The sequence below is a fragment of the Kocuria sp. CPCC 204721 genome (assembly GCF_040980945.1).
Taxonomy (GTDB): Bacteria; Actinomycetota; Actinomycetes; order Actinomycetales; family Micrococcaceae; genus Kocuria; species Kocuria marina.
Genome location: NZ_JAVKPO010000004.1, coordinates 47,436 through 68,291, shown reverse-complemented (window position 1 = coordinate 68,291; position 20,856 = coordinate 47,436). Strand labels below are relative to the sequence as shown.

General features: G+C 70.5%; 19 protein-coding genes. 5 read left to right on the top strand and 14 right to left on the bottom strand.

The genetic code is table 11. The features are described 5' to 3' along the window. Positions 1–45 precede the first annotated feature (45 nt). A complete protein-coding gene (locus tag RF637_RS05505) occupies positions 46–294 on the top strand; it encodes a WhiB family transcriptional regulator (protein WP_019309413.1) in 249 nt (82 codons plus the stop codon). A gap of 79 nt (positions 295–373) precedes the next feature. On the opposite strand, the gene RF637_RS05500 is transcribed toward RF637_RS05505, so the two are convergent. The 3 genes from RF637_RS05500 to RF637_RS05490 are packed head-to-tail and all read right to left on the bottom strand — an operon-like array spanning position 374 to position 4,227. Further along, positions 374–1,957: a sensor histidine kinase gene (locus RF637_RS05500; protein WP_368844346.1), complete on the bottom strand. Its 1,584-nt coding sequence runs from the start codon at positions 1,955–1,957 to the stop codon at positions 374–376. 21 nt (positions 1,958–1,978) lie between these two features. Beyond that, complete coding sequence (locus RF637_RS05495; RefSeq protein WP_368844345.1) at positions 1,979–3,568, bottom strand: AAA family ATPase; 1,590 nt, start codon at positions 3,566–3,568, stop codon at positions 1,979–1,981. Continuing rightward, positions 3,565–4,227 (bottom strand): SAF domain-containing protein, encoded by a 663-nt coding sequence (locus RF637_RS05490; protein ID WP_121544362.1) that lies wholly within the window; start codon positions 4,225–4,227, stop codon positions 3,565–3,567. The genes RF637_RS05495 and RF637_RS05490 overlap by 4 nt, the downstream gene beginning before the upstream one ends. Before the next feature lie 227 nt (positions 4,228–4,454). Between RF637_RS05490 and RF637_RS05485 the strand changes: the two genes are divergently transcribed. After that, on the top strand, positions 4,455–4,670 hold the full coding sequence (locus tag RF637_RS05485) for a helix-turn-helix domain-containing protein (RefSeq protein WP_085107605.1): 216 nt from the start codon (positions 4,455–4,457) through the stop codon (positions 4,668–4,670). A gap of 24 nt (positions 4,671–4,694) precedes the next feature. On the opposite strand, the gene RF637_RS05480 is transcribed toward RF637_RS05485, so the two are convergent. Continuing rightward, a complete protein-coding gene (locus tag RF637_RS05480) occupies positions 4,695–5,261 on the bottom strand; it encodes a hypothetical protein (RefSeq protein ID WP_085107607.1) in 567 nt (188 codons plus the stop codon). Positions 5,262–5,400: 139 nt separating this feature from the next. On the opposite strand from RF637_RS05480, the gene RF637_RS05475 reads away from it, so the two are divergent. Beyond that, positions 5,401–6,267 (top strand): LysM peptidoglycan-binding domain-containing protein, encoded by an 867-nt coding sequence (locus RF637_RS05475; RefSeq protein WP_368844344.1) that lies wholly within the window; start codon positions 5,401–5,403, stop codon positions 6,265–6,267. A 179-nt stretch (positions 6,268–6,446) separates the two neighbouring features. Continuing rightward, positions 6,447–6,896, top strand: coding sequence for an Rv3235 family protein (locus RF637_RS05470; protein WP_144998001.1), 450 nt, complete (start codon positions 6,447–6,449; stop codon positions 6,894–6,896). Between the two features lie 22 nt (positions 6,897–6,918). Here RF637_RS05470 and secA read toward each other — a convergent pair whose 3' ends face one another. The 10 genes from secA to RF637_RS05420 all read right to left on the bottom strand — a co-directional run bounded on the left by secA (position 6,919) and on the right by RF637_RS05420 (position 20,162). Further along, positions 6,919–9,699, bottom strand: coding sequence for a preprotein translocase subunit SecA (gene secA, locus RF637_RS05465; RefSeq protein ID WP_368844343.1), 2,781 nt, complete (start codon positions 9,697–9,699; stop codon positions 6,919–6,921). Between the two features lie 267 nt (positions 9,700–9,966). Then, entirely contained in the window at positions 9,967–10,671 is a 705-nt protein-coding gene (raiA, locus tag RF637_RS05460; protein WP_035965286.1) for a ribosome-associated translation inhibitor RaiA, read from the bottom strand. 82 nt (positions 10,672–10,753) lie between these two features. After that, positions 10,754–11,641, bottom strand: coding sequence for a ComF family protein (locus RF637_RS05455; protein ID WP_368844342.1), 888 nt, complete (start codon positions 11,639–11,641; stop codon positions 10,754–10,756). A 94-nt stretch (positions 11,642–11,735) separates the two neighbouring features. Further along, positions 11,736–13,526 carry an LpqB family beta-propeller domain-containing protein gene (locus RF637_RS05450; protein ID WP_368844341.1) on the bottom strand — a complete coding sequence of 597 codons (1,791 nt, stop codon included), beginning with the start codon at positions 13,524–13,526 and terminating at the stop codon, positions 11,736–11,738. Beyond that, positions 13,523–15,388 carry an MtrAB system histidine kinase MtrB gene (gene mtrB, locus RF637_RS05445; RefSeq protein ID WP_368844340.1) on the bottom strand — a complete coding sequence of 622 codons (1,866 nt, stop codon included), beginning with the start codon at positions 15,386–15,388 and terminating at the stop codon, positions 13,523–13,525. The genes RF637_RS05450 and mtrB overlap by 4 nt, the downstream gene beginning before the upstream one ends. Continuing rightward, positions 15,385–16,071: an MtrAB system response regulator MtrA gene (gene mtrA / locus RF637_RS05440; protein WP_085107621.1), complete on the bottom strand. Its 687-nt coding sequence runs from the start codon at positions 16,069–16,071 to the stop codon at positions 15,385–15,387. Before mtrA ends, mtrB begins: the two co-directional genes overlap by 4 nt. Before the next feature lie 85 nt (positions 16,072–16,156). Beyond that, complete coding sequence (locus RF637_RS05435; RefSeq protein WP_144997998.1) at positions 16,157–17,167, bottom strand: hypothetical protein; 1,011 nt, start codon at positions 17,165–17,167, stop codon at positions 16,157–16,159. Then, positions 17,164–17,550: a chorismate mutase gene (locus RF637_RS05430; RefSeq protein ID WP_064845803.1), complete on the bottom strand. Its 387-nt coding sequence runs from the start codon at positions 17,548–17,550 to the stop codon at positions 17,164–17,166. The genes RF637_RS05435 and RF637_RS05430 overlap by 4 nt, the downstream gene beginning before the upstream one ends. 68 nt (positions 17,551–17,618) lie before the next feature. Continuing rightward, complete coding sequence (mnmA, locus tag RF637_RS05425) at positions 17,619–18,773, bottom strand: tRNA 2-thiouridine(34) synthase MnmA (protein ID WP_085107627.1); 1,155 nt, start codon at positions 18,771–18,773, stop codon at positions 17,619–17,621. A 159-nt stretch (positions 18,774–18,932) separates the two neighbouring features. Further along, positions 18,933–20,162, bottom strand: coding sequence for a cysteine desulfurase family protein (locus RF637_RS05420; protein ID WP_368844339.1), 1,230 nt, complete (start codon positions 20,160–20,162; stop codon positions 18,933–18,935). A gap of 186 nt (positions 20,163–20,348) precedes the next feature. Here RF637_RS05420 and RF637_RS05415 point away from each other — a divergent pair, with 186 nt between their 5' ends. Further along, positions 20,349–20,813, top strand: coding sequence for a tRNA (cytidine(34)-2'-O)-methyltransferase (locus tag RF637_RS05415; protein ID WP_035965296.1), 465 nt, complete (start codon positions 20,349–20,351; stop codon positions 20,811–20,813). Positions 20,814–20,856 lie beyond the last annotated feature (43 nt).

Genomic DNA, 20,856 nt, shown 5'->3' with positions numbered 1-20,856 from the left:
TGCGCACGGGCCCGCACCCACGAACCCGAAAGGAGCCGTGCCGTCATGGATTGGCGTAGTCGCGCAGCTTGCCTCGAAAAGGATCCCGAACTGTTCTTCCCGGTGGGCAACACCGGCCCCGCCCTGTTGCAGATCGAAGAAGCCAAGGCCGTGTGCCGCACGTGCGAGGTCATGGACACGTGCCTGCAGTGGGCCCTCGAATCCGGTCAGGACGCCGGTGTGTGGGGCGGTATGAGCGAGGACGAACGGCGTGCGTTGAAGCGCCGCGCCGCCCGCGCCCGCCGCGCCTCCTGAGTCCGTTCCCCACGGCGGCCCGTGACCTGCTCCCACGAGCGGGTCACGGGCCGCCGTCGTCCGCGGCCGGCTGGGCGTGTCAGGAGCGCCCGGACGTCGCCCGCGGGAACCGGGCGGTGATGATCACGCTCGTCCCACCCCCGTCAGCGGGTTGCCACCGGATGCCGCCCTGCAGCTCACCGGCCACGAGCGTGCGCACGATCTGCATCCCGAGTCCCTCGCCCTCCGCGGGTGGGCGGTAGGCGTCCACACCGGATTCCTCGATCACGGCGTCCCCCATGCCGCGCCCGTCGTCGTTGATCGCGATCTCGACGACGCGGTACCTCTCTCCCGCGTCCGTGACCTCGTCCTGCCGGTGCGTCACCGCGAGTTCCACGGTGCCGTCCCGGTCCTTGAGCCCGTGCCCCACGGCGTTGGCCACGATCTCGTTGACCACGAGGGCCACGGACGTCGCACTCTTGGACGGCAACCGACCGAACCGGCCGCTGACCCGGGTGCGCACGTGCTGGCCCGCAGAGGCGGTTTCCACCGCGAGTTTGACCTGGTGGCGGATGAGGTCGTCGAAGTCCACGTCCTCCGAGATCTCGTGGGACAGGGACTCGTGCACGCGCGCGATCGCACTCACGCGCCGCATGGCCTGCTGCAGGCCGTTGCGTCCCTCGTCGGAATGCATACGCCGGGACTGCAGACGCAGGAGGGCGGAGACCGTCTGCAGGTTGTTCTTGACCCGGTGGTGGATCTCCCGGATCGTCGCGTCCTTGGAGACGAGCTGCAGGTCTCGGCGCCGCAGTTCCGTGACGTCCCGGCACAGCAACAGCGCCCCGGTGCGTTCCGGGCCCTCCCGCAGCGGGATCGCACGCAGCGTGGCCGAGGCCTTGCCGGTGGCGAGTTCTGCGCGCCACGGCATGGTCCCCGCGAGCACGGGCGCCAGGGTCTCGTCCACGCCAGGGGCGGTCAGGGGCAACTGACGTGCCACGTGCAACAGGTTCTGCCCCGTGATGTCCCCCGCCAGACCCAGCCGCCGGAACGTGGACAGACCGTTGGGGGAACAGAACTCCACGGTTCCCTCGGCGTTGAGCCGCATGATGCCGTCCCCCACGCGCGGGGCGCCGCGGCGGGAATCGGTGCGCACCGCGAAATCCGGCCACGTCCCCTGGTTCGCCATGCGCAGCAGGGCAGAGGCCAGCTCGTGGTATACGAGTTCCATGCGGGACGGCAAGCGGTCGTGCTGGGGGTCCGCGGTGAGACTGACGACGGCGATCGTGCGGTTGTTGCGCACGAGCGGCACGAGGGTGACCGACCGCGACGCGAGGCTCGACCATTCCGATGGACCGGCCCGTTCGATCCGCCGGTCCACCCACGCCCTGCGCAGTGTGAACGCGGCCTCGCCACCCACGACCTCCCCCACCATGTCCTTCTGGTAAGCGGTGGGGCCCGTGGTGGGCCGGGCATGCGCCAGCACGAGGAACTCGCTGCCCTCGCCCGGAATCGGATCCCCCGTGGGGCTCTCGGCGGCGGGGATCACGTCCGCGGGGAAGCACAACAGCAGGTCCCCGAAGCCCAGGTCCGCGACCATCTGCCAGTCCCCCACGAGCAGGTGCAGCCACTCGGCGTCCCCGGCGTCGAAGTCCGGGACAGATCGCAACGGATCCGTGAAGGCCATGGAACGCTCGCTTTCCAATGCTCAACCGCGGCGCAACCACGCGCCCATCCGACGCCCCAGCCTAGTCCCCGCCGGACCCGCTCCCGCGCCCACGGGTTCCGCCGCGCCTCCGTGTGCGTCGGGCTCGCGCATCCGCCGCACGAGCTCCGCGAGCGCACTCATCTCGTGGCGTAGCGCGCTGCGCGGCGCGGTCTCCGCGAGTACGGCGCCGGCGAGCAGGGCGTCGTCGCACGTCTTGGCGTCCCACGAGAGGGTGTGGGCCACGGGGTACCCGGGCGAGAAACGCTCCCAGGCCTCCCGCACGGACTCGGCCGCGGAGCGACCGGTGGCGGCGGCGCGCAGTTTGTTCATGACGACGACGATGCGCGCGTCCGGCGCCGCGTCCAGCAGGTCCGGCAGAGCCTTGACGAGCCGCGGGACGCCGAGGGTATCCGCTGCCCCGAGTGCGATCACGACGTCCGCGGCCGCGACCGCGGTCAACGTCCCGGCGTTGCGCCGCGGGGCCATGAAATCGGAGCTGATCTCCTCGTCGGACTCGAGGCCGGAGGCGGTGTCCACGACCACGGCGTCGTAGTCCTCCCGGGCGCGGTCGAGCACGAGGTCCAGGGCAGAACCCCGGATCTCGGGCCAGCGGTCGTAGCGGGTGATCCCGGTCAGCACGTCCAGCGAGGCGCCCGCGACGGACACCGTGCTCGCGCAGCGTCGCAGTCCCTCCCGGTCCAGCCGCGCCTGGTCGGCGAGCCGGCAGGCCTGCGCCAGCCCCGCGGCTTCGTCCAGCATCCCGAGGCTCGCCGCGACCGAGGCGGCATAGGTGTCCGCGTCCACGAGCAGCACACGCCGCCCGAGCAGGGCGAGTTCCGCCGCGAGATTGAGCGAGGTGACCGTGCGGCCGGGCGCTCCGGCCGGTCCCCACACGGCGATCAACCGGCAGGCTTCGGCATCGTCGAGGGCGTCCGACTCGTCGGGGTCATGCGCCGTCGCGGGATCGCCCGATGACCCAGCGGATACGGCGGATCCCGAGCCGAGTCCGGCGCCGTCGGGGCCGATGCGCCCTTCCCCGGGGGCGCTGTCCGGGGAGGCTTCGGAATCCGTGATTGCTCGGTCCAAGGCTCGCCCGGCTGCGTCTTCGTGCGATGCCGGCCCGTCCGAGGGCGCATCAGTCGCCGCCGCGCCGTTCGACGTCGCTCCCTTCGATGCCGCCCCGCGCCCGGGTGCCGGGCGTTCGCCGGGCGCCGCAGCGCCGTCGTCACGCACCGACGACGGCGAGCGCGCGGGACCGAGCATCGCGCGGGTGATGATCCGGGCGAGTTCCTCCCCGGTGGCGTCCGGGGGCACGCTGCCGACACCCAGACGCTGCACGCGGGACTCGTCGTGTCCCTCGACCACCAGGACCCGCAGGTCGTCGGTCTCGAGTTGATCGAGCAGGCTCGCGGTGAGCTCCTCGGCGCCCTCCGCGACGAGCGCCACGTGGGCCATGCGGGTGTGGGCGCACGCGAGCAGTTCGGCGAGGTCCAGACAGCGCCGCACCACCGTGACGTCCCCGTGCAACCGTTCGAGCCGGTCCACGAGCGGCCACGTGCTCGTCCCGAGCGTCACGACTGAGATACTCACGAGCCGGAACCCGCCGTGTTGAGCACCAGGGTCACCTTGGCGTCGTTGCCGAGCGCGTCCACGAGCGGACCCACCTGGGCCTGCGTGACGAGCACGTAGACCGTGGCCGAGGCGTTACCGCCAAGCGCCGTGTCCTTGGTGTCCACGCGCGCGATTTCCGCGCCCGTGACGAGTTTCTCGGGCGCCCCGTACCCGCGCCCCGTGGGTTTGGGCTCGGCCACCCATACGTCCACGTGGGACCCCGCCTCCGCCTGGGCCGGCATGGGGGTGGTCAGGGCGACCCCCACGGGTGTGCGGTCGAGCTCGTCCGCGGTGCCCACCGCCGCAGCCGGCACGAGTTGCCCGCGCGCCACGCGCTGGGTCACCACCGCGTTCTCCCGCAGTTGCCCGTCCGGGACGTACTGCGCGGAGGAATCCTGCAGGTGTGCGTCCACCGTGCCCAGGTCCTCCCGCGTGATCCGTTGCCCCACGGAGAGGTCGTTGGCCGCGACGTAGTACGGCTGGGTACGGTTGGCCGTGGCGACCAGCAGGGTCACCCCCAGCACGGAGAGCAGGACCAGCAGCAGCCCCACGAGCAGCCGCGGATCCCGCCAGGACGGTTTGCGGAATCGTGCGGCCGTGGACCGTCCCGAGCGCTCGAGCGCCGCGGTGCTCCCCATGCTGACATCCTTTCGTGATGCGCCGGCCCCCGCCGGCTGCACCCGAGTGTGCCGCGTCGCACACCGCGCTGGGAAGTGTGACGAACGACCTGTGGACGGAGGTGGCCACGTGTTCATTCCGCCCAGGACCTGTTGATAACCCGCCACCTACCCCCTCACGTGGGACAATGACGAGCGAACCCCGATGAAACAGCATGCAACGGCACCTAAGAAAGTGATGGTCCGGAATGTCCCAGCAGCGATTCCTCACACTCGCGGACGTCGCCGAGATCCTCTCGATCTCCGTCCCGCAAGCGCGTGCCATGGTGCGTTCGGGGGAGCTTCCCGCGATCCAGGTGGGCGGCCGGGGGCAGTGGCGCGTAGAGACGGTCAAGCTGGAGGAGTACATCCAACAGGGCTACGAGCGCACCGAGCAAGCGGTGCGTGAGGGCACCCTGCACTGACACACCCTTGGGACGCCGGGCGACTCACCCCGCATCGAGGGACGAGACCAGCGCCACGGCATGGAACCCCACCGTGCGCACCGCGGTGACCGAGCTGCGTCGGCGGAACTGGTCCTGCGGGTGCACCGCGACGTCGAAGAAGTCCTGACCCACGGCGTCCACCGTGCCCTCGATCTCCCCGTGACGGGATTCGTCCTGCAGCACGACCCGCACGTGCACGCGCGCGGTGCTGAGGGCGCGCAGGACGTGGCCCATGCCGAGCCTGCGGATGGTCGAACGTTCCGGGAGCACTTCGAAGCGACGCGGTAGTCCCTCCCACCACACCACGCTGTGCAGTGGGACCAGGTGCTGGAGGTGCCGCTCGCGCACCACGACCCAGCCGGAGCCCACGTCCGCGAGCTCTCCCTCCAGGGTGTCACCGCGCGCTGGGCGCAACCGCACGGGACCGCCGCGGTGTGCCGCGAGCCGCTCGAGCAGCGTGAGCCGTGACAGCTCCGCCCGCGCGGTCTCCACGGCCTCCTGCTCCACGAGCCGCACCCTGGCCTGCTCGAGTTGGGCCTCCATGTCCTCGAAGAGGTCGTCCCAGCGCATCCGCCACCGTCCTTGGGTCTCGTGGTCCTGAGGTCACGCTACGGCGTGCAGGGGCCGGCTCCGCGTCGGATGTCATGCCGACATGAATGCAATTGCAACGATGATTGACAGCCGAGTGAGACCGCTGAATGATCTAAAAATGTCAAACGACATCAAACAGCACTATTCGGAGGCAAAGATGTCTGCGATCCATCGATCGGCACCTCCCACCGGCACCCGCTTGGCCGTCGCGTGGCTCGGCGTCCCCGTGCTGGCCGGGGCGCTGGGGGTTCTGGGCCTCGGATATGCGCAGACTCTGCGCGCCACAGGATCCGGTCAAGACCCCGACCTGTTGGTCGCGGTGGTCGCGGCGGGTGCGTGCCTCGCCGTGGCCGGGTGGTGGGTCGGTGGACTGGTGATGCTCGCCCTCGCCCGGGCGGCCCGGCGACTGCGCTGGCACAGCCTGGAGCGGTGGGCCACGCGCCTCACGCCCACCCTGGTCGCGCGCACCGCGGTCGCCCTCGTGGGCGTGCAGCTCGTGGTCGTGGCGCCCGCCCACGCCGACGACGCCGCCCTCGACCCCTTCTGGGCCCCGGCCACCGCCGGTACCGAGCAGCTCGCGGAGCCCTCCGCCCCCGCGCCGGAATCCGTTCAGGAAGCTGTTCCCGACACCGCACCCGGAGCGCAGACGCGCGGCCCGGAAGCGACCCCCGAATCCACGGCCGCTCCTGTACGGGCCCCGGAGGCCCCGACCTCGATGCTCGAGCCGGCCAACCCGCCCGCTGGGCAGCGCGTCTCCAACGGCGTCCTCACCGTGATGGCCGGGGACACTCTGTGGGACCTCACCGAACAATTGCTGGGGCCGGGGGCCACGGACGCCACCGTGTGCCACAACCTCCCGGCGTGGCTCGAGCTGAACGCCGTGGCGCACCAGGGGGATCTGATCCGCCCCGGGGACCAGTTACGCGTTCCGCCCCACCTGCTCGATGCGGCGGGCACACCGCACGAGGAGCGCTGCACCGGATAGGTCTGCCCGAGGCGGGTCCGCCCTGGGATCCATTACTCCAAACACGGCCACTTCAGGACCCGCCCGCGACCCACGCGGGCCCCGGAACACCGTCGGGAACTCGCCTCGCGGCGGGGTCACAACCTCTCTCCATCGTCCCCGGGCCGTCCGGCCCACCCTTCGTCACCGAGGAGCACACCATGAGCATCGCCGTCCCCGAATCAGCACCCCGCACTCCCGCGGGCGGTTACACGTGGCGCCAGGACCGCACGGTGGCGGCCCTCACGGGCAAGAACGAGATGGAGCGGGTCGGCGCGATCGCCCGCAGCATCGGGCAAGCCGCGGTGGAGATCCTCGCGGGCACCCGCCCGGCGAGCCAACTGTCCCGGTGGACGGAGCCTGAGGTCGTGGAACGCTTCACCCAGCGCGCGGCCATGCTCAAGCTCGTGCAGGAACAATGCCCGGACCGGCCCGCCGTGTTCGAGGTGCACCGCGCCGCCCGGATCCGGCGGATCCGGGTGTGCAGCCCAGCCCCCGGGTGCTACGAGGCATCCCTCGTGGTGGAGGAATCCACCCGGGCGCGCGCCGTGGCGTTACGGATCGAGCGGATCGCGCGGCAGTGGCGGGTCACCCATCTGGAGGTCGGGTGACCTCGCCGAGTCCAGTCGGGCCTCAGCGCCGCTTGCCCCGCTTCGCCTTGCCGCCGGCCTTGGCGGACTTCCCCCGACGCTGGGCGCGGTTGGCCCCCTCGCCAGCGGAGGTGGCACCGTTGGCATCCGAGGCCCCGTTCGTCGTCGCCGGCTCGGTGTCCGCCGCAGGCTCGTCGTCGTCGGAGGACACCAGGGGCTCGGGCTCCACGGCCGCGCTCGGCGTGCCGTCCTCGTCCGGGGCGGTGTACTGCAGGAACGCGGGACGCTGGGGCGTCGTGAGCTCCACGGCACCACCGTCCGCGCCGGTGCGCTGCTTGCGGACCTCCAGGTTGAACAGCGTCACCACGGTCTGCTCGCGGATGGCGGCCATCATCTCCTGGAACATGGCGTGGCCCTCGCGCTGGTACTCCACGAGCGGATCGCGCTGGGCCATGGCGCGCAGCCCGATCCCCTCCTTGAGGTAGTCCATCTCGTAGAGGTGCTCGGGCCAGCGCTGACCGATCACCGAGAGCAGGACCCGGCGCTCGAGATTGCGCATGGCCTCGGAACCGAGTTCGTCCTCGCGTTCCTTGTAGGTGACCGCGGCGTCCGAGAGGATCTGCTCCTGGAGGAAGTCCGAGGTCAACCGCGGGCGGCCGCCCGCTTCCTCGAGGACCTCATCGCGGGTCAGGGAGACGGGGTAGATGGCCCGCAGCGCGGTCCACAGCGCGTCCAGGTCCCAGTCCTCAGGGTGACCCGTCCCGGTGTGCTCCGTGATCACCGATGTGATGACCTCGTCCGTGAACTGCCGGATCTGATCTTCGATGTCGTCGCCCATGAGGATCCGCTTGCGATCCCGGTAGATCACGGCGCGCTGGCGGTTCAGGACGTCGTCGTACTTGAGCACGTTCTTGCGCTGCTCGGCGTTGCGCCCCTCCACCTGGTTCTGCGCGTTGGCGATACCGGAGGTGATCAAACGACCCGTCACGGGGACGTCGTCCGGGGCGATCGCCATGAGGCGCTGCGCCGCACCGGGGTTGAACAGGCGCATGAGGTCGTCCGACAGGGACAGGTAGAACCGAGATTCCCCCGGATCCCCCTGACGACCGGACCGCCCGCGCAACTGGTTGTCGATCCGGCGGGACTCGTGACGCTCCGTGCCCAGGACGTAGAGCCCCCCGGATTCGAGGACCTCCTCGTGTTCCGTCTTGGTCGAGGCCTCGCATTCCGCAAGGACGTCGGGCCACCGCGCCTCGTACGTCTCGGCATCGCGTTCGGGGTCCAGGCCGAGTTCGGCCATTTTCTCCACGGCGTTGAACTCGGCGTTGCCACCCAGCATGATGTCGGTGCCTCGACCGGCCATGTTGGTGGCCACGGTGACCGCACCCTTGCGGCCGGCCTGGGCCACGATCGCGGCCTCACGCGCGTGGTTCTTGGCGTTGAGCACCTCGTGACGCACACCGCGCTTGGCCAGCAAGCGCGAGAGGTACTCGGACTTCTCCACGGACGCCGTACCCACGAGGACGGGCTGACCCTTCTCGTGGCGGTCCTCGATGTCCCGCACCACGGCGGCGTACTTGGTGGCCTCGTTCTTGTAGACCACGTCTCGCTTGTCCTCGCGGGCGATGCCGCGGTGCGGCGGGATGGCCACGACGCCGATCTCGTACGTGTTCATGAACTCGGCCGCCTCGGTCTGGGCCGTACCGGTCATGCCCGAGAGCTTGTCGTACAGACGGAAGTAGTTCTGCAGGGTGATGGTGGCCATCGTCTGGTTCTCGGGCTTGATCTCCACGCCCTCCTTGGCCTCGATGGCCTGGTGGACGCCCTCGTTGTAACGCCGCCCGGACAGCACACGGCCGGTGTGCTCGTCCACGATCTTCACCTCGCCGCCCGCGACGATGTAGTCCTTGTTCGCGCGGAACAGTTCCTTGGCCTTGATCGCGTTGTTGAGGAACCCAATCAGCGGGGTGTTCTGGGACTCGTAGAGGTTGTCGATGCCGAGCCAGTCCTCGACCTTCTCGATCCCCGGTTCGAGCACGCCCACGGTGCGCTTCTTCTCGTCGACCTCGTAATCGGTCTCCCCGTTGAGCTTCTCCACGACGGTCGCGAACTCGCGGTACCACCGGTTGGCCTCCCCGGAGGCCGGTCCGGAGATGATGAGCGGGGTCCGCGCCTCGTCGATGAGGATGGAGTCCACCTCGTCCACGATCGCGAAGTTGTGCCCGCGCTGGACGAGCTCCTCCTTGGACCAGGCCATGTTGTCCCGGAGGTAATCGAAGCCGAACTCGTTGTTCGTGCCGTAGGTGATGTCCGCGGCGTACTGCTCACGCCGGGTCGCAGGGTCCTGACCGCTCAGGATCACCCCGGTCTCCAACCCCAGGAAGCGGTAGACACGGCCCATGAGGTTGGCCTGGTACTCGGCGAGGTAGTCGTTGACCGTGACCACGTGCACGCCGTTGCCCGCGAGCGCGTTGAGGTAGGCCGGCGCCGTGGCCACCAGGGTCTTGCCCTCACCGGTCTTCATCTCCGCGATGTAACCCAGGTGCAGGGCGGCACCGCCCATGATCTGGACGTCGAAGTGACGCTGGCCCAGGGTGCGGGACGCCGCTTCCCGCACGGCCGCGAACGCCTCGGGAAGAAGCCGGTCCAGGGATTCGCCGCCCTCGATGCGCTCCCGGAACGAGTCGGTCTCGGCGCGCAGCTCGGCGTCGGAGAGTTCCTTGAAACTGTCCTCGAGGCTGTTGACGGCGTCGGCGTAAGTCCTCAGCCGCTTCAGGACCCGCTTGTCCCCAGTGCGAAGAACCTTTTCCAGGAATGACGCCACGTGTGTTCGCTCCTCCGAGATCAATGGTGGGCACCGGCAGGACAGTGGGTGCACCGCCGAACAGTGTACGTGAGTCAGGCTGGACGCCGGCCGCGTGCCACCGCGCCGGGCACCGGGTGGCGCCCGGACGGGTAGCCGCCGGACCCCCGCTGCCCGCTCGGCACGCACGGGACGGGCAGCGACCGGGTTTCCGATACCCGCTCGCCGGGCACGGGAAGGGCCCGCGACGTGGTCGCGGGCCCGTCCTCGGTGCGGTGCTGCGGATGCTCAGGAGGCCGCGGAGTTCGCGGTGTCGGGCTGGTAGGCCCGCGCCTTCTCCTCCCCGGAGCGTCCGTCGTTGCTGAGGCTGATGACCCCGTACTCCCATCCCTTGCGGCGGTAGACGGCGGAGGGTTCCTGGGTCTCCTTGTCCACGAACAGGAAGAAGTCGTGACCCACGAGCTCCATCCGGTCCACGGCCTCGTCCACGGTGATCTCGTGGGCGGGGAAACGCTTGCGCCGGATCTCCACGGGGGTGGGGGCGTCGCTCAGGGGGTACTCGGTGCTGAAGGCCTCGTCCTCGGCCGCCGCGAGTTCTTCCTGGCTGGCGTACGTGGGGGTCGGTCCCGAGGGGTCCGCGGGCAGCGATCCCGTGGCCTCGTGCACGGCGATGGGCCTCTGGTGCCCGGCGCGGTGGACCTTGCGGCGGTCACGCGCTCGACGCAACCGCTCCACGAGCTTGGCGTAGGCCTCGTCGAACGCCGCGAACTTGTCGTCGTTGCGCGATTCGGCGCGCACCAGGGGCCCGCGCCCCACGACGGTGATCTCCACCCGCATGCCCTGGTGGCCGGAGGCGGCGTGATCCTTGGTGACCTTGACCTCGATGGATTGGACCTTGTCGCCGAGCTGCTGGAAGCGCTCGCTCTTCTCCTCGACGTATTCCTTGAATCGGTCCGGCAGGGTGACGTTGCGGCCTAGGATGTTCAGTTCCATGAGACCCTCCACATCTTGAGGATGACGCGGGATGTGCTGCTTTCCCACACGGGACACCTTCAATGCTTCCCGTGATCCAACGCTAGAGGAAACAACGGGGAAATTCATGGATGACGACGTCCGATGATCCTGCGTTCTCCCCCGGTGAACGCCGTACGCGCACCCCCGCGAGGGTCACGATCGCGGGTACCCTGGCCCCGGCCGCGGTCAGGGCACGGACGGCCTCGGCGGCCGTGGCGCCCGTGGTGAGCACGTCGTCCACGACCACGCACGTGAGTCCCGACATGTCCCGGGCGCGCAGGCTCCCGCGCAGCGCCCGGGTACGCTGGATCCTCCCGCGACCCTTCTGGGTACCGCGCCCGGCCACCGCTCGGTGCGTGAGGGCGGGTGCGATCCGCGACCGCGGGGGCAGTGCCGCGCCCCGCAGCAGCGTGGCGACCGGATCGAACCATCGACGACGCCGCGCGCGGGCGCTCGTGGGCACGGGCACCCAGTACAGGGTGGGCCTGTCGTCGCCGAGCTCGCGCGCCACGGTCGCCAGGGCTGCCGAGAGCACCGCGGAGAGCACCGGAGCGAGATCGGTGCGGCCGCCGTTCTTGAAGGACAGCACGCACGAGGCGAGTTCGTGCTCGTACTCCCCCGCGACGACGACCCGCACACCGGATGCGGCGAGTGCCGCCGGTGGTGTCACCGGGTGCGGCCGGGCCGTGGCGCGTCGCAGCACGATCCGACACGCCCGGCACAGTGTGGTGCCCGGGGCCGCACACACCGCGCACGACACCGGTAGCAGGAGGTCCAGGGCCTGCGCGCACCACCCGCTGACGACCGCGGCCCGACGGTCCCACCGCGCGAGAACCGGCTGGCGGCGCCAGGGTGCGCCGGCGGTGCCACGGCCCGGAGCGACGTCGTACACCGCAGGGCGAGACACCGTCGAGGAGCGGTACGGAACGACGGGGCGGGCTCGGGTCATGGCACCAGTTCACGGTGCGCGGACGGTGTCCGCCCACGGTGCGGCAGACATGTGCAGCGCGCACCGCACGGCGCACCCCCTCAGGAACGAGTGCTCACCCCGCGAACGCGGTGTCCGTGACCTCTTCGCTCTGCAGCGCCCAGGAACTGCCCGTGAGCATGTAGAGCCGCCCGTCCGAGGCGCCGTACACCGCGGCGGGCCCGTTGCCCCCGGCCAGGGAGGTCACCCCGGTCAGGGCGGGCAGCTCGTCCACCTTGCCCGCGATCGTGTACCGGCGGGGCTGCGCGTTGGTGTCCTGGTCCAGGGCGCTGGTCACGAACTCGTCCGGGCCGATCCACTGGGCGGTGTCCACGTCCACGTCCGTGGCCACGGCATTGCCCTTGGCGAGCTCGGTGGGTTTGCCGGAGGCGTCCCGCACCACGCCCGCGATCCACACGGTGGAACGCGTCGCGGCGGCGTCGGTCGTGACCACGAGCGCCCGGCTGCCCTCGCGGGAGATCCGCAGGGACGCCACGTGCTGGTCGTCGAGCCACGAGGCGGACACGGTGTCACCCTGCCCCTCCGACGACGCCCGCACGACCCGGACGGTCCCGGAGCGGTCCGCGCCCCACACCCACCCCAGGTTGTCGAAACTCGGCCGGGTGGGCTTGTACCCGGACCACCGCTGCCGGGGTTGCTGTCCGGGGGACACGGTGTAGACCGTGGAACCGGCGCTGTCCACAAACCCGAAGGCCCCGGCCTCCACGCCCATTCCCGGTTTGCTGAGCGTGACGCCCTCTGGCAGCGTGAGGTCCGGGATCAGCTCGGTCTGGCCGCCCTGGTAGAACGCGAGCTTGTTGTCGGAGACCCCGATTTGCCGGTTGGGGACGGTCACGGCCTGGATCGGGTCGTTGTCGCTGGCGCCGGAGGTGTCCACCGGGGCGTCGTTGATCCGCAGTTCGACGTCGTCCACGTTCGGGATGGTGCGCAGGGTGGCCCGCAGCTGTTGTTCCATCCGGCGTGCCTGGTTCACCTCCGCGGGGTCGAAGCTCGCGAGCGTGAGGTCCACCGCCGCGGTCCCCCCGGACACCGGCACGGCCGAACGGGACAGCGCGGTACCCTGCGGGATCGCACTGGTCACGGCATTGCCCAGATACGCGGCGGGCCCGCGCATGAGCGCGCGCACCGCCGCCGTGGAGGTCGTGGAGCGGGTCGCGAACCACCGCGGATCCGGAACGAGGTACTTGCTGTCCTGAGCCGAGTAGAAGTAGAGGTTGGTGGGCGAAAAGATCTTCTCGAAGTCCGCTTGCGGGACCACCACGCCGTCGGGCGCCCGGGAGATCCGCCACTGCCCGTCCACCGAGGTGAGCACGAAATCCAGGACGCGCGTGCTGCCCGAGGGCTGCTTGGCGAGCACGCCGCTGGCACTGAGCTCCCCGCTGACCTCCATGCTCGTGCGGAATTCGCCGTCGTTGAGCCGCGGCACCGTGGTGGGCTCCCCCGAGTGGATGAGCACGCGGGTATCCGGCTTCCAGGTCGCGGCGAGCTGCGGTGTGAGGTACTGGCGGGCCACGGAGTAGTCGTCCTGCGCGCCCACCCCGGCGGCCAGGAACCCCTCCACAATCTCCTGGGCCGTGGCCCCCACCCGGGGCCCCTGGGGATTGAAGGGCATCGCGGACTGCTGGGTCTGCTCCGTAGGCTCGATCACCTTGTGCACGGGCCCGGACCGCGGCATGGCACCGCACGCGGAGAGGGTCAGGCCCAGAACCATCGCGCACGCCAGGCCCGTGTACCGCGCCCGACGCCGCGTGGTCCCGAACACGACGTCGCTCACCCGGCGCGTGTCCCCGACGGCCCGGATGGCATCCGCCCGATCACGGGTCCGATCGTGGTCTGCGGGATTCATGACTCCTCCGTCCGATCACGGTGTCGCGAGGCGCTCGAGCCCGTGCGCTCTTGTGCCGAGGCGTTCGCATCCGTCGTCGCGGCTGGCTCCCCGGCGGCCACGTCGGCGTCTGGGAAGTCCATGAGCAGCTGGCCCGTGTCCCGGTCCTCGCTCGGGCGCACGGCCGGGGCAGTGAGCTGCAACGAACCGGTGTCGGTGACCCGAGCGGTGGATTCGCTGTGCTGTTCCACGGGTGGCATGGGCAGCGGATTGGGCTGCTCTGGATCCAGCACCTGGTTCCGCAGCAGGGGCAGGGTGAGCCGGAAGCACGCGCCATTGTCGGGTTCGGCCCACACCGTGAGCGCGCCCCCGTGCAACCGCGTGTCCTCCGTGGCGATCGCGAGCCCCAGGCCCGTACCGCCCACCGTGCGAGCGCGCGCGGGATCCCCGCGCCAGAACCGGTTGAAGACCTTGGTCGTCTGCTCCTCGGTCATCCCGATGCCGTGGTCGCGCACCGCCACGGACACACAGTTCTCGTTGGCGCCCACGTAGATGTCCACGGGCTTGCTCTCCCCGTGCTCGAGCGCGTTGGTCACGAGATTGCGCAGGATCCGGTCGATCCGCCGCTGGTCCATCTGCACCACGCAGCGGGTCAGGGTGGACCGCACCGTGAGCTCCGAACCGCTTTCGAGCACGAGCGGCGCGCACGCCTCCACGACGTCGTAGATGACGGTGAAGATGTCCGTGGACGCCATGTCCAGGCGGGCAGCGCCGGCGTCGAACCGTGAAATCTCGAGCAGGTCCGAGAGCAACGAGTCGAAGCGGTCCACCTGGTTGTGCAGCAGCTCGGCGGAGCGCCGGTTGACGGGATCGAAGTCCTCGCGTGCATTGTAGAGCACCTCCGCGGCCATCTTCACAGTGGTCAAGGGCGTGCGCAGCTCGTGGGAGACGTCCGAGACGAAGGTCTGCTGCATGGACGAGAGTTGTTCGAGCTGGGTGATCTGCCCCTGGATGGAATCCGCCATGCGGTTGAACGAACGGCTCAACCGGGCGGCCTCGTTGCTGCCGTGGACCTCCATGCGCACGTCCAGATCACCCTCGGACAACCGCTGCGACACGCGCGCCGTACTCGAGACCGGGCGCACCACTTCCCGGGTCACGTACCACACGATGGTTCCCACGAGCAGCAACAGCGCGACCATGGACAGCAACAGCACCGCGTGGATCGAGTCCAGGGTGGCCTGCGGGTCCGAGAAATCGTAGACGAAGTACAACCCGTAGCGAGAGTTCTGGTTGAGCTGGACTACGTCCCCGATCACGATGACCGGTTTCTCCGGCTCGTTCTCCGCCATGCGGACCGAGGCCGGCTGCCAGTACGTGCCGTCCCCATTGGCCACGCGTCGTTGCAGTTGTTGGGGCACGGTGGCGGAGGTCATCCACGCGCTCTCGGTCTGCACGCCCACGAACAACTGCCCCGCGCCCTGGTCCAGGGGGATCAGGATCCAGCGGTGGTCGGTGGTGCTCATGTCCTGGCTCAGCCCGCCCAGCGTGGAGTTGATCAGCGCCTGGACCTCGGTGCGGTCGGAGGCGTCCGAGGCGTCGAAGCTCGCCTGGGCGGTGCGGATGTCGCTGCGGGCCTCCTCGAGCACCTGGTCCAGGCGGTCGGTGAACAACCGGTCCGCGATCTGGTGGGACAGAAAGCTACCCGTGGCGAGGAACGCCACGGACGTGAGCGTGAGCGCCACGGCGATCGCGCGAAACTGCAGGGACTGCCGCCAGCGGCGGATGAGCATGCGCCGACCCAGCCGGATCCTGCGGAAGCGTTTGGGTCGACGCCGCTCGGCGGGGCTGTGCGCCACGGGTCGCGCCGGGGCGGACGTCATTTATGCGCGTGTCCCCCGGCTTTGTAGCCGATCCCGCGCACCGTGAGGACCACCTCCGGGTTCTCCGGATCGCGTTCCACCTTGGAGCGCAACCGCTGCACGTGCACGTTGACCAGGCGGTTGTCCGCGGCGTGGGGGTAGCCCCACACGTCACGCAGCAGCTCGTCCCGGCTGAAGACCTGGTGCGGCGAGCGCGCCAGGGTCGCGAGCAGGTCGAACTCCAGCGGGGTCAGGAAAATCTCCTGCCCGGCCCGGGTCACGCTGTGCCCGGTCACGTCGATCACGATGTCCCCGAGCGTGATCTCCTGGGTGGCCCCGCGGTCCATAGGGCGCAGACGCGCCTTGACGCGGGCCACGAGCTCGGCGGGTTTGAAGGGCTTGGGGACGTAGTCGTCCGCGCCGGCCTCGAGCCCGCGCACCACGTCCGCGGTGTCGGACTTGGCGGTGAGCATCACGATCGGGATGTCCGACTCGGCGCGGATCTGCTGGCACACCTGAATCCCGTCCATGCCGGGGAGCATGAGGTCCAGGAGGATGAGGTCCGGTTCGGAGGCGCGGAACACGTCCCGGGCGCGGGCGCCGTCGTAGCAGTAGACGGGCTCGAAGTCCTCGGACGCGAGGATGATGCTGATCATTTCGGACAACGCGGCGTCGTCGTCCACCACCAGGATTCTTGCTTTCATGGCCCGCTTTCGCGCTCGTCCCTGACACCCGGAGCGGCCGGGATCGGCGTCCGTGTACGCCCTCGATTCTACGGCCTGGCCGGGCTCAACCCTCGTTGCACGCCTCGGTGAGCGCGCCGCCCAGGTGCGTCACCCGCTGCAGGGCGTCCGGCAGGTCCGGCGGGGTGAGCTCGCTGATCCGCGCCGACGGCGCCAGCACGGTTCCCAGCAACGCCGCCGGATCCATGCCCAGCTCACGCCACGGGCCCAGCACGCGCCGCACGAGCTCGGACACGGGGGTGCGCCCGGTCACAGGGACGGTGTCGAAACACAACCGCACCCCCGCCTCGTGCAGGGCCGCGAGGGGCTCCCACTGCTCGGTGGGCCCGTCCGGCAGACCAAGCACGGCGGCGTCCGCGCCGACCCGCGGGGTCCAGTCGATCCCGACGGCGCCCGCGTCCAGGACCACGGTCTCCGCCCCCGTCGCACGGCACGCGGCCACGGCGTCCGAGAGTGTGGCGCGTAGTTCCTGGCGCGGCAGCGCACGCAGGGTGCGGTAGCCGCTCGCGGTCGGGATGCGCCCGGTCACCACGCGTTCCAGCTCGGGTTCCTCGAGCACCAGCACGACACCGCGCCCGTCCGTGTTGCGCCGCAGCACGGCCATGAGGTCTGCGACGCCCAAGCACCACGACTGCGCGAGATCACGGCGAGCGCCGGGATCCGACTGCAGCTTCTCCCCGTTGTGCACGTGGACGGTCGCCGCGAGGGAGACCGGGCCGAGCAGCGAGAAGGCGATCGGTCCGGTGTCCGCGCCGGATTCGGCGCCCAGGACGTCCGCGACCACGTTGAGGTCGCTCTCCAGTTGCCGGCGTGCACGGCGGGAGTCGTCGCCGGGGACACCGCTGATCCGCCACCCGTGGGGCTGCCGGTCCGCGTAGAGGGAATCGAGCACGGCGCACGTGCGGGCCGCGAGCTCGGCGTGCGGACCCCGCTCCGGCAGCAGCGGCACGGTGGCCAGGTGCGGTGCGCCCAGCTCGCCGCGCAGCACGGTGAACGTCTCGAGGAGGTCCGTGCCCCGCAGGGAACGGGTGAGGGTCGCGGTGACTGCTTCGCTCATGCGTCGGTGCTGCGCTGGTGGTTTTCGGAAATGGCCTCGTGGTGGCGGATGACCTCGCTGATGATGAAGTTCAGGAACTTCTCCGCGAACTCGGGATCCAGGTGTGCGGCCTCCGCAAGTCGGCGCAACCGGTGGATTTGCGTCTTCTCGCGTTCGGGGTCCGAGGGCGGGAGGTCGTTCTCCGCCTTGAGCTTGCCCACCTGTTGGGTCGCCTTGAAGCGTTCGGCGAGCAGGTGCACGAGTGCGGCGTCGATGTTGTCGATCGTGCCGCGAATGGCTTCCAAGCGCGTCAACGCGCTGTCCGCGGGACGGTCGGTGCCCGGTGAATCGGCTCCCGATGAGTCGACGGGCGCGTGGTCGGCGGGGTCGGTGACTGCACTCATGCGTCCACTGTAATAGTGGCGCGCCCGGCGCCCGATCGTGTGGCGGTCATGCCGCCCCCACGTGGGGCTCAGGACGCGGCCGCGGCCGCGCGATCGGCGAAGGCGGCGTCGATGGTGGCCTGGCCCAGCACACGGGTGCCCTGGTAGAGCACCATGGTCTGCCCGGGAGCCACACCGCGCTGGGGCTCGTCGAGGCGCACGCACAACCGCTGCCGCCCGTCCTGCCGGGTGAGCCACGCGCGCGCCGGCGCGGGATCGCCGTGGGCGCGCACCTGGACCGTCACGGGGAACTCATCGGAGCGACCGTCTACGTCCTCGGCCATCGCCGCGACCTCGCGGGGCGGGAGCCCGGCCCACGACGGGCGGATGCCCTCCATGACGTCGATCGACAGCAGGGCCTCCGACCCCACGACCACCTCGTTGGTCTTGGGCCGGATCTCCAGGACGAAGCGGGGCTTGCCGTCCGGGGCGGGCCGGCCGATGTGCAGACCCCGGCGCTGACCCACCGTGTAGGCGTGCGCGCCGCGGTGCTCACCGAGTTCGGTGCCCTGGGTGTCCACGATCCTCCCGGGGGCGAGCTCCATGTGGTCCTCGAGCCACCCGCGGGTGTCCCCGTCCGGGATGAAGCAGATGTCGTGGGAATCGGGCTTCTTGGCCACGGACAGCCCGCGCTCCTCGGCCTCGGCGCGCACCTGCGCCTTGGACGGGGTCTCGGCCAGGGGGAAAACCGCGTGCTCGAGCTGCTCGGCAGTGAGCACGCCCAGCACGTAGGACTGGTCCTTGGCCCAATCGGCCGCACGGTGCAGTTCCTTGTGCCCGTCCGCATCCGTCACGACCTTGGCGTAGTGGCCCGTGCACACGGCGTCGAACCCCAGGGCGAGCGCTTTCTCGAGCAGGGCCGCGAACTTGATCTTCTCGTTGCAGCGCATGCACGGGTTGGGGGTACGCCCCGCAGCGTACTCGGCCACGAAGTCGTCCACGACGTCCGCCTGGAACCGTTCGGAGAAGTCCCACACGTAGTACGGGATCCCGAGCTTCTCGGCCGCGCGCCACGCATCCCGGGAGTCCTCGATCGTGCAACACCCCCGCGCGCCCGTGCGCAGCGTGCCCGGGGTGCGGGACAGCGCCAGGTGCACGCCCGTGACGTCGTGCCCCGCGTCCACGGCGCGCGCCGCGGCCACCGCCGAGTCCACACCGCCGCTCATCGCTGCCAGAACACGCACGTCAATTCCTCCAGGTCCGTCGAGGGTCGAAAATTGTGGGTCGAACCGGTTTAACAACCAGCGCGCCGCCGGGGCTATTCCCGACGGCGCCGCAGTTCCCGACGACGCCGTCCCCGACCCCGCCGTTCCCGGCCACTCCGCGGTTCCTGACGGCGCTGCTCAGGACGCGAAGCCCGGGACGTGCCCGGACAGCCCCGCGGTGTGGGCGCGGTCGTAGACCTCCGCCACGGCAGCCAGCACCGCGGTGACGTCGTCCGGCGTGCTCGAGTGTCCCAGGGAGAAGCGCTGGGCACCGCGCGCGGTCTCCTCGGCCACCCCCATGGCCAGCAACACGTGGGATGCGCGCGGGACGCCCGCGTTGCACGCCGAGCCCGTGGACAGCGCGACCCCCGCGGCGTCGAAGAGGAAGAGCATGGAATCGCCCTCGCACCCGGGGAACGTGAAGTGCGCGTTGCCCGGCAGCCGCGTGGGATGCGCCCACTCGTCCTCGGGTGCACCGGGCTCGGGCCCGCGCAGCACGGCCTGCGGGACCCGTTCGCGGATCCCCGCCACGAGGGTGTCGCGCAATCGTGCGCGACGCACGAACTCGGCGTGCGTATCACGCTGGGCGGCGTGCACTGCGGCACCGAACGCGGCCGCCCCCGCGGCGTTGACCGTGCCGGAACGCACGCTGCGCTCCTGGCCCCCGCCGAAACTCGTGGCGGCCAACGTCACCGTGCGGGGGGCGTACAGCGCGCCCACACCCATCGGACCGCCGAGCTTGTGTGCGGACACCGCAAGAGTGCTGATCCCGGGCAAGTGCGCGTCCACGGGCACCGCGCAGAACGCCTGTACGGCGTCGACGTGGAAGGACACCCCCGCCCGGTCGCACAGGGCCGCGAGCTCCGCGATCGGTTGCACCGTGCCGACCTCGTTGTTGGCCCACATCACGGTCACCAGGGCCAGCTCGTCGCCGCGGCGGGCGAGCAGCTCCCGCAGGTCGTCGGGGTCCACCCGGCCGTCGGCATCGACCTCGAGCCACGCGAGCTCGGCGCCCTCGTGCGCGGCGAGCCACTCGGCGGCCTCGGATACCGCGTGGTGTTCCACGGTGGACAGCGCGATCACGGTGCGACGCGAATCCGCGTCCCGGGCTGCCCGGAACAGCCCGAGCACGGCCATGTTGTCCGCTTCCGTCCCCCCGGATGTGAGGATGATCTCCACCGGTTCCGCGTTCAACGCGGCGGCCACGCTGTCCCGCCCGGTCTCCAGGGCCATGCGCGCGGAGCGCCCACCCGAGTGCAGGGACGCGGGGTTGCCGCCGCGTTGGGCCTGCGCCACGTAGGCCTCGACGGCCTCGGGCAGCATGTCGGTCGTGGCGGCGTGATCCATGTAGACGCGCGGTGTGGGCATGGGTCCAATTCTAGGCGCGCCCACCGCGGCCCTCCCTCGGCCGCGCACCTCCGGTGCGACCTCCCCGGCGCACCTCCGGTGCGACCTCCCCCAGTGCACCGCCGGTGAGACCCCCGGCTGCGTCGATGCAACGCCCCACGCCCCGCCGGTGCCGTGCCGCGCGCGGACGCGCCTACACTCGCAGCCATGCTGCATTTCGTCTTCCACACCCCCGAGATCCCCGGCAACACGGGAAACGCTATCCGCCTCGCGGCCTGTACGGGCGCCCGCCTGCACCTCGTGGAGCCCCTGGGCTTCACGTTCGGAGACGCCCACCTGCGCCGGGCGGGGTTGGACTATCACGATCTCGCGGTCATGGACGTGCACCCCAGCGTGGAAGCACTGTGGGACGCACTCGGGGACGCCCGGGTCCTCGCGTTCACGTCCCACTCGAGCACCCGCCACACGGACGTGACCTACCAGGACGGGGACGTCCTGCTCTTCGGTCGCGAGTCCACGGGGCTGCCCGCCGACGTCCTCGAGGACGAGCACGTCACCGAGCACGTCCGGATTCCCATGCTGCCCGGGCGCCGCTCACTCAACCTCGCCAACTCCGCGTCCATCGCGCTCTACGAGGCCTGGCGGCAGTTGGGCTTCCCCGACGGCGTGTGATCCCGCCACGACGACGGCGCTCGCCGGGTGCCGTGCGTATGCA

Excerpts from the sequence above, each read along its gene's own strand:
- RF637_RS05505 (WP_019309413.1), top strand. The coding sequence starts at position 46 with ATGGATTGGCGTAGTCGCGCAGCTTGCCTCGAAAAGGATCCCGAACTG.
- RF637_RS05500 (WP_368844346.1), bottom strand. The coding sequence starts at position 1,957 with ATGGCCTTCACGGATCCGTTGCGATCTGTCCCGGACTTCGACGCCGGG.
- RF637_RS05490 (WP_121544362.1), bottom strand. The coding sequence starts at position 4,227 with ATGGGGAGCACCGCGGCGCTCGAGCGCTCGGGACGGTCCACGGCCGCA.
- RF637_RS05485 (WP_085107605.1), top strand. The coding sequence starts at position 4,455 with ATGTCCCAGCAGCGATTCCTCACACTCGCGGACGTCGCCGAGATCCTC.
- RF637_RS05480 (WP_085107607.1), bottom strand. The coding sequence starts at position 5,261 with ATGCGCTGGGACGACCTCTTCGAGGACATGGAGGCCCAACTCGAGCAG.
- RF637_RS05475 (WP_368844344.1), top strand. The coding sequence starts at position 5,401 with ATGTCAAACGACATCAAACAGCACTATTCGGAGGCAAAGATGTCTGCG.
- RF637_RS05470 (WP_144998001.1), top strand. The coding sequence starts at position 6,447 with ATGAGCATCGCCGTCCCCGAATCAGCACCCCGCACTCCCGCGGGCGGT.
- raiA (WP_035965286.1), bottom strand. The coding sequence starts at position 10,671 with ATGGAACTGAACATCCTAGGCCGCAACGTCACCCTGCCGGACCGATTC.
- RF637_RS05455 (WP_368844342.1), bottom strand. The coding sequence starts at position 11,641 with ATGACCCGAGCCCGCCCCGTCGTTCCGTACCGCTCCTCGACGGTGTCT.
- RF637_RS05450 (WP_368844341.1), bottom strand. The coding sequence starts at position 13,526 with ATGAATCCCGCAGACCACGATCGGACCCGTGATCGGGCGGATGCCATC.
- mtrB (WP_368844340.1), bottom strand. The coding sequence starts at position 15,388 with ATGACGTCCGCCCCGGCGCGACCCGTGGCGCACAGCCCCGCCGAGCGG.
- mtrA (WP_085107621.1), bottom strand. The coding sequence starts at position 16,071 with ATGAAAGCAAGAATCCTGGTGGTGGACGACGACGCCGCGTTGTCCGAA.
- RF637_RS05435 (WP_144997998.1), bottom strand. The coding sequence starts at position 17,167 with ATGAGCGAAGCAGTCACCGCGACCCTCACCCGTTCCCTGCGGGGCACG.
- RF637_RS05430 (WP_064845803.1), bottom strand. The coding sequence starts at position 17,550 with ATGAGTGCAGTCACCGACCCCGCCGACCACGCGCCCGTCGACTCATCG.
- RF637_RS05420 (WP_368844339.1), bottom strand. The coding sequence starts at position 20,162 with ATGCCCACACCGCGCGTCTACATGGATCACGCCGCCACGACCGACATG.
- RF637_RS05415 (WP_035965296.1), top strand. The coding sequence starts at position 20,349 with ATGCTGCATTTCGTCTTCCACACCCCCGAGATCCCCGGCAACACGGGA.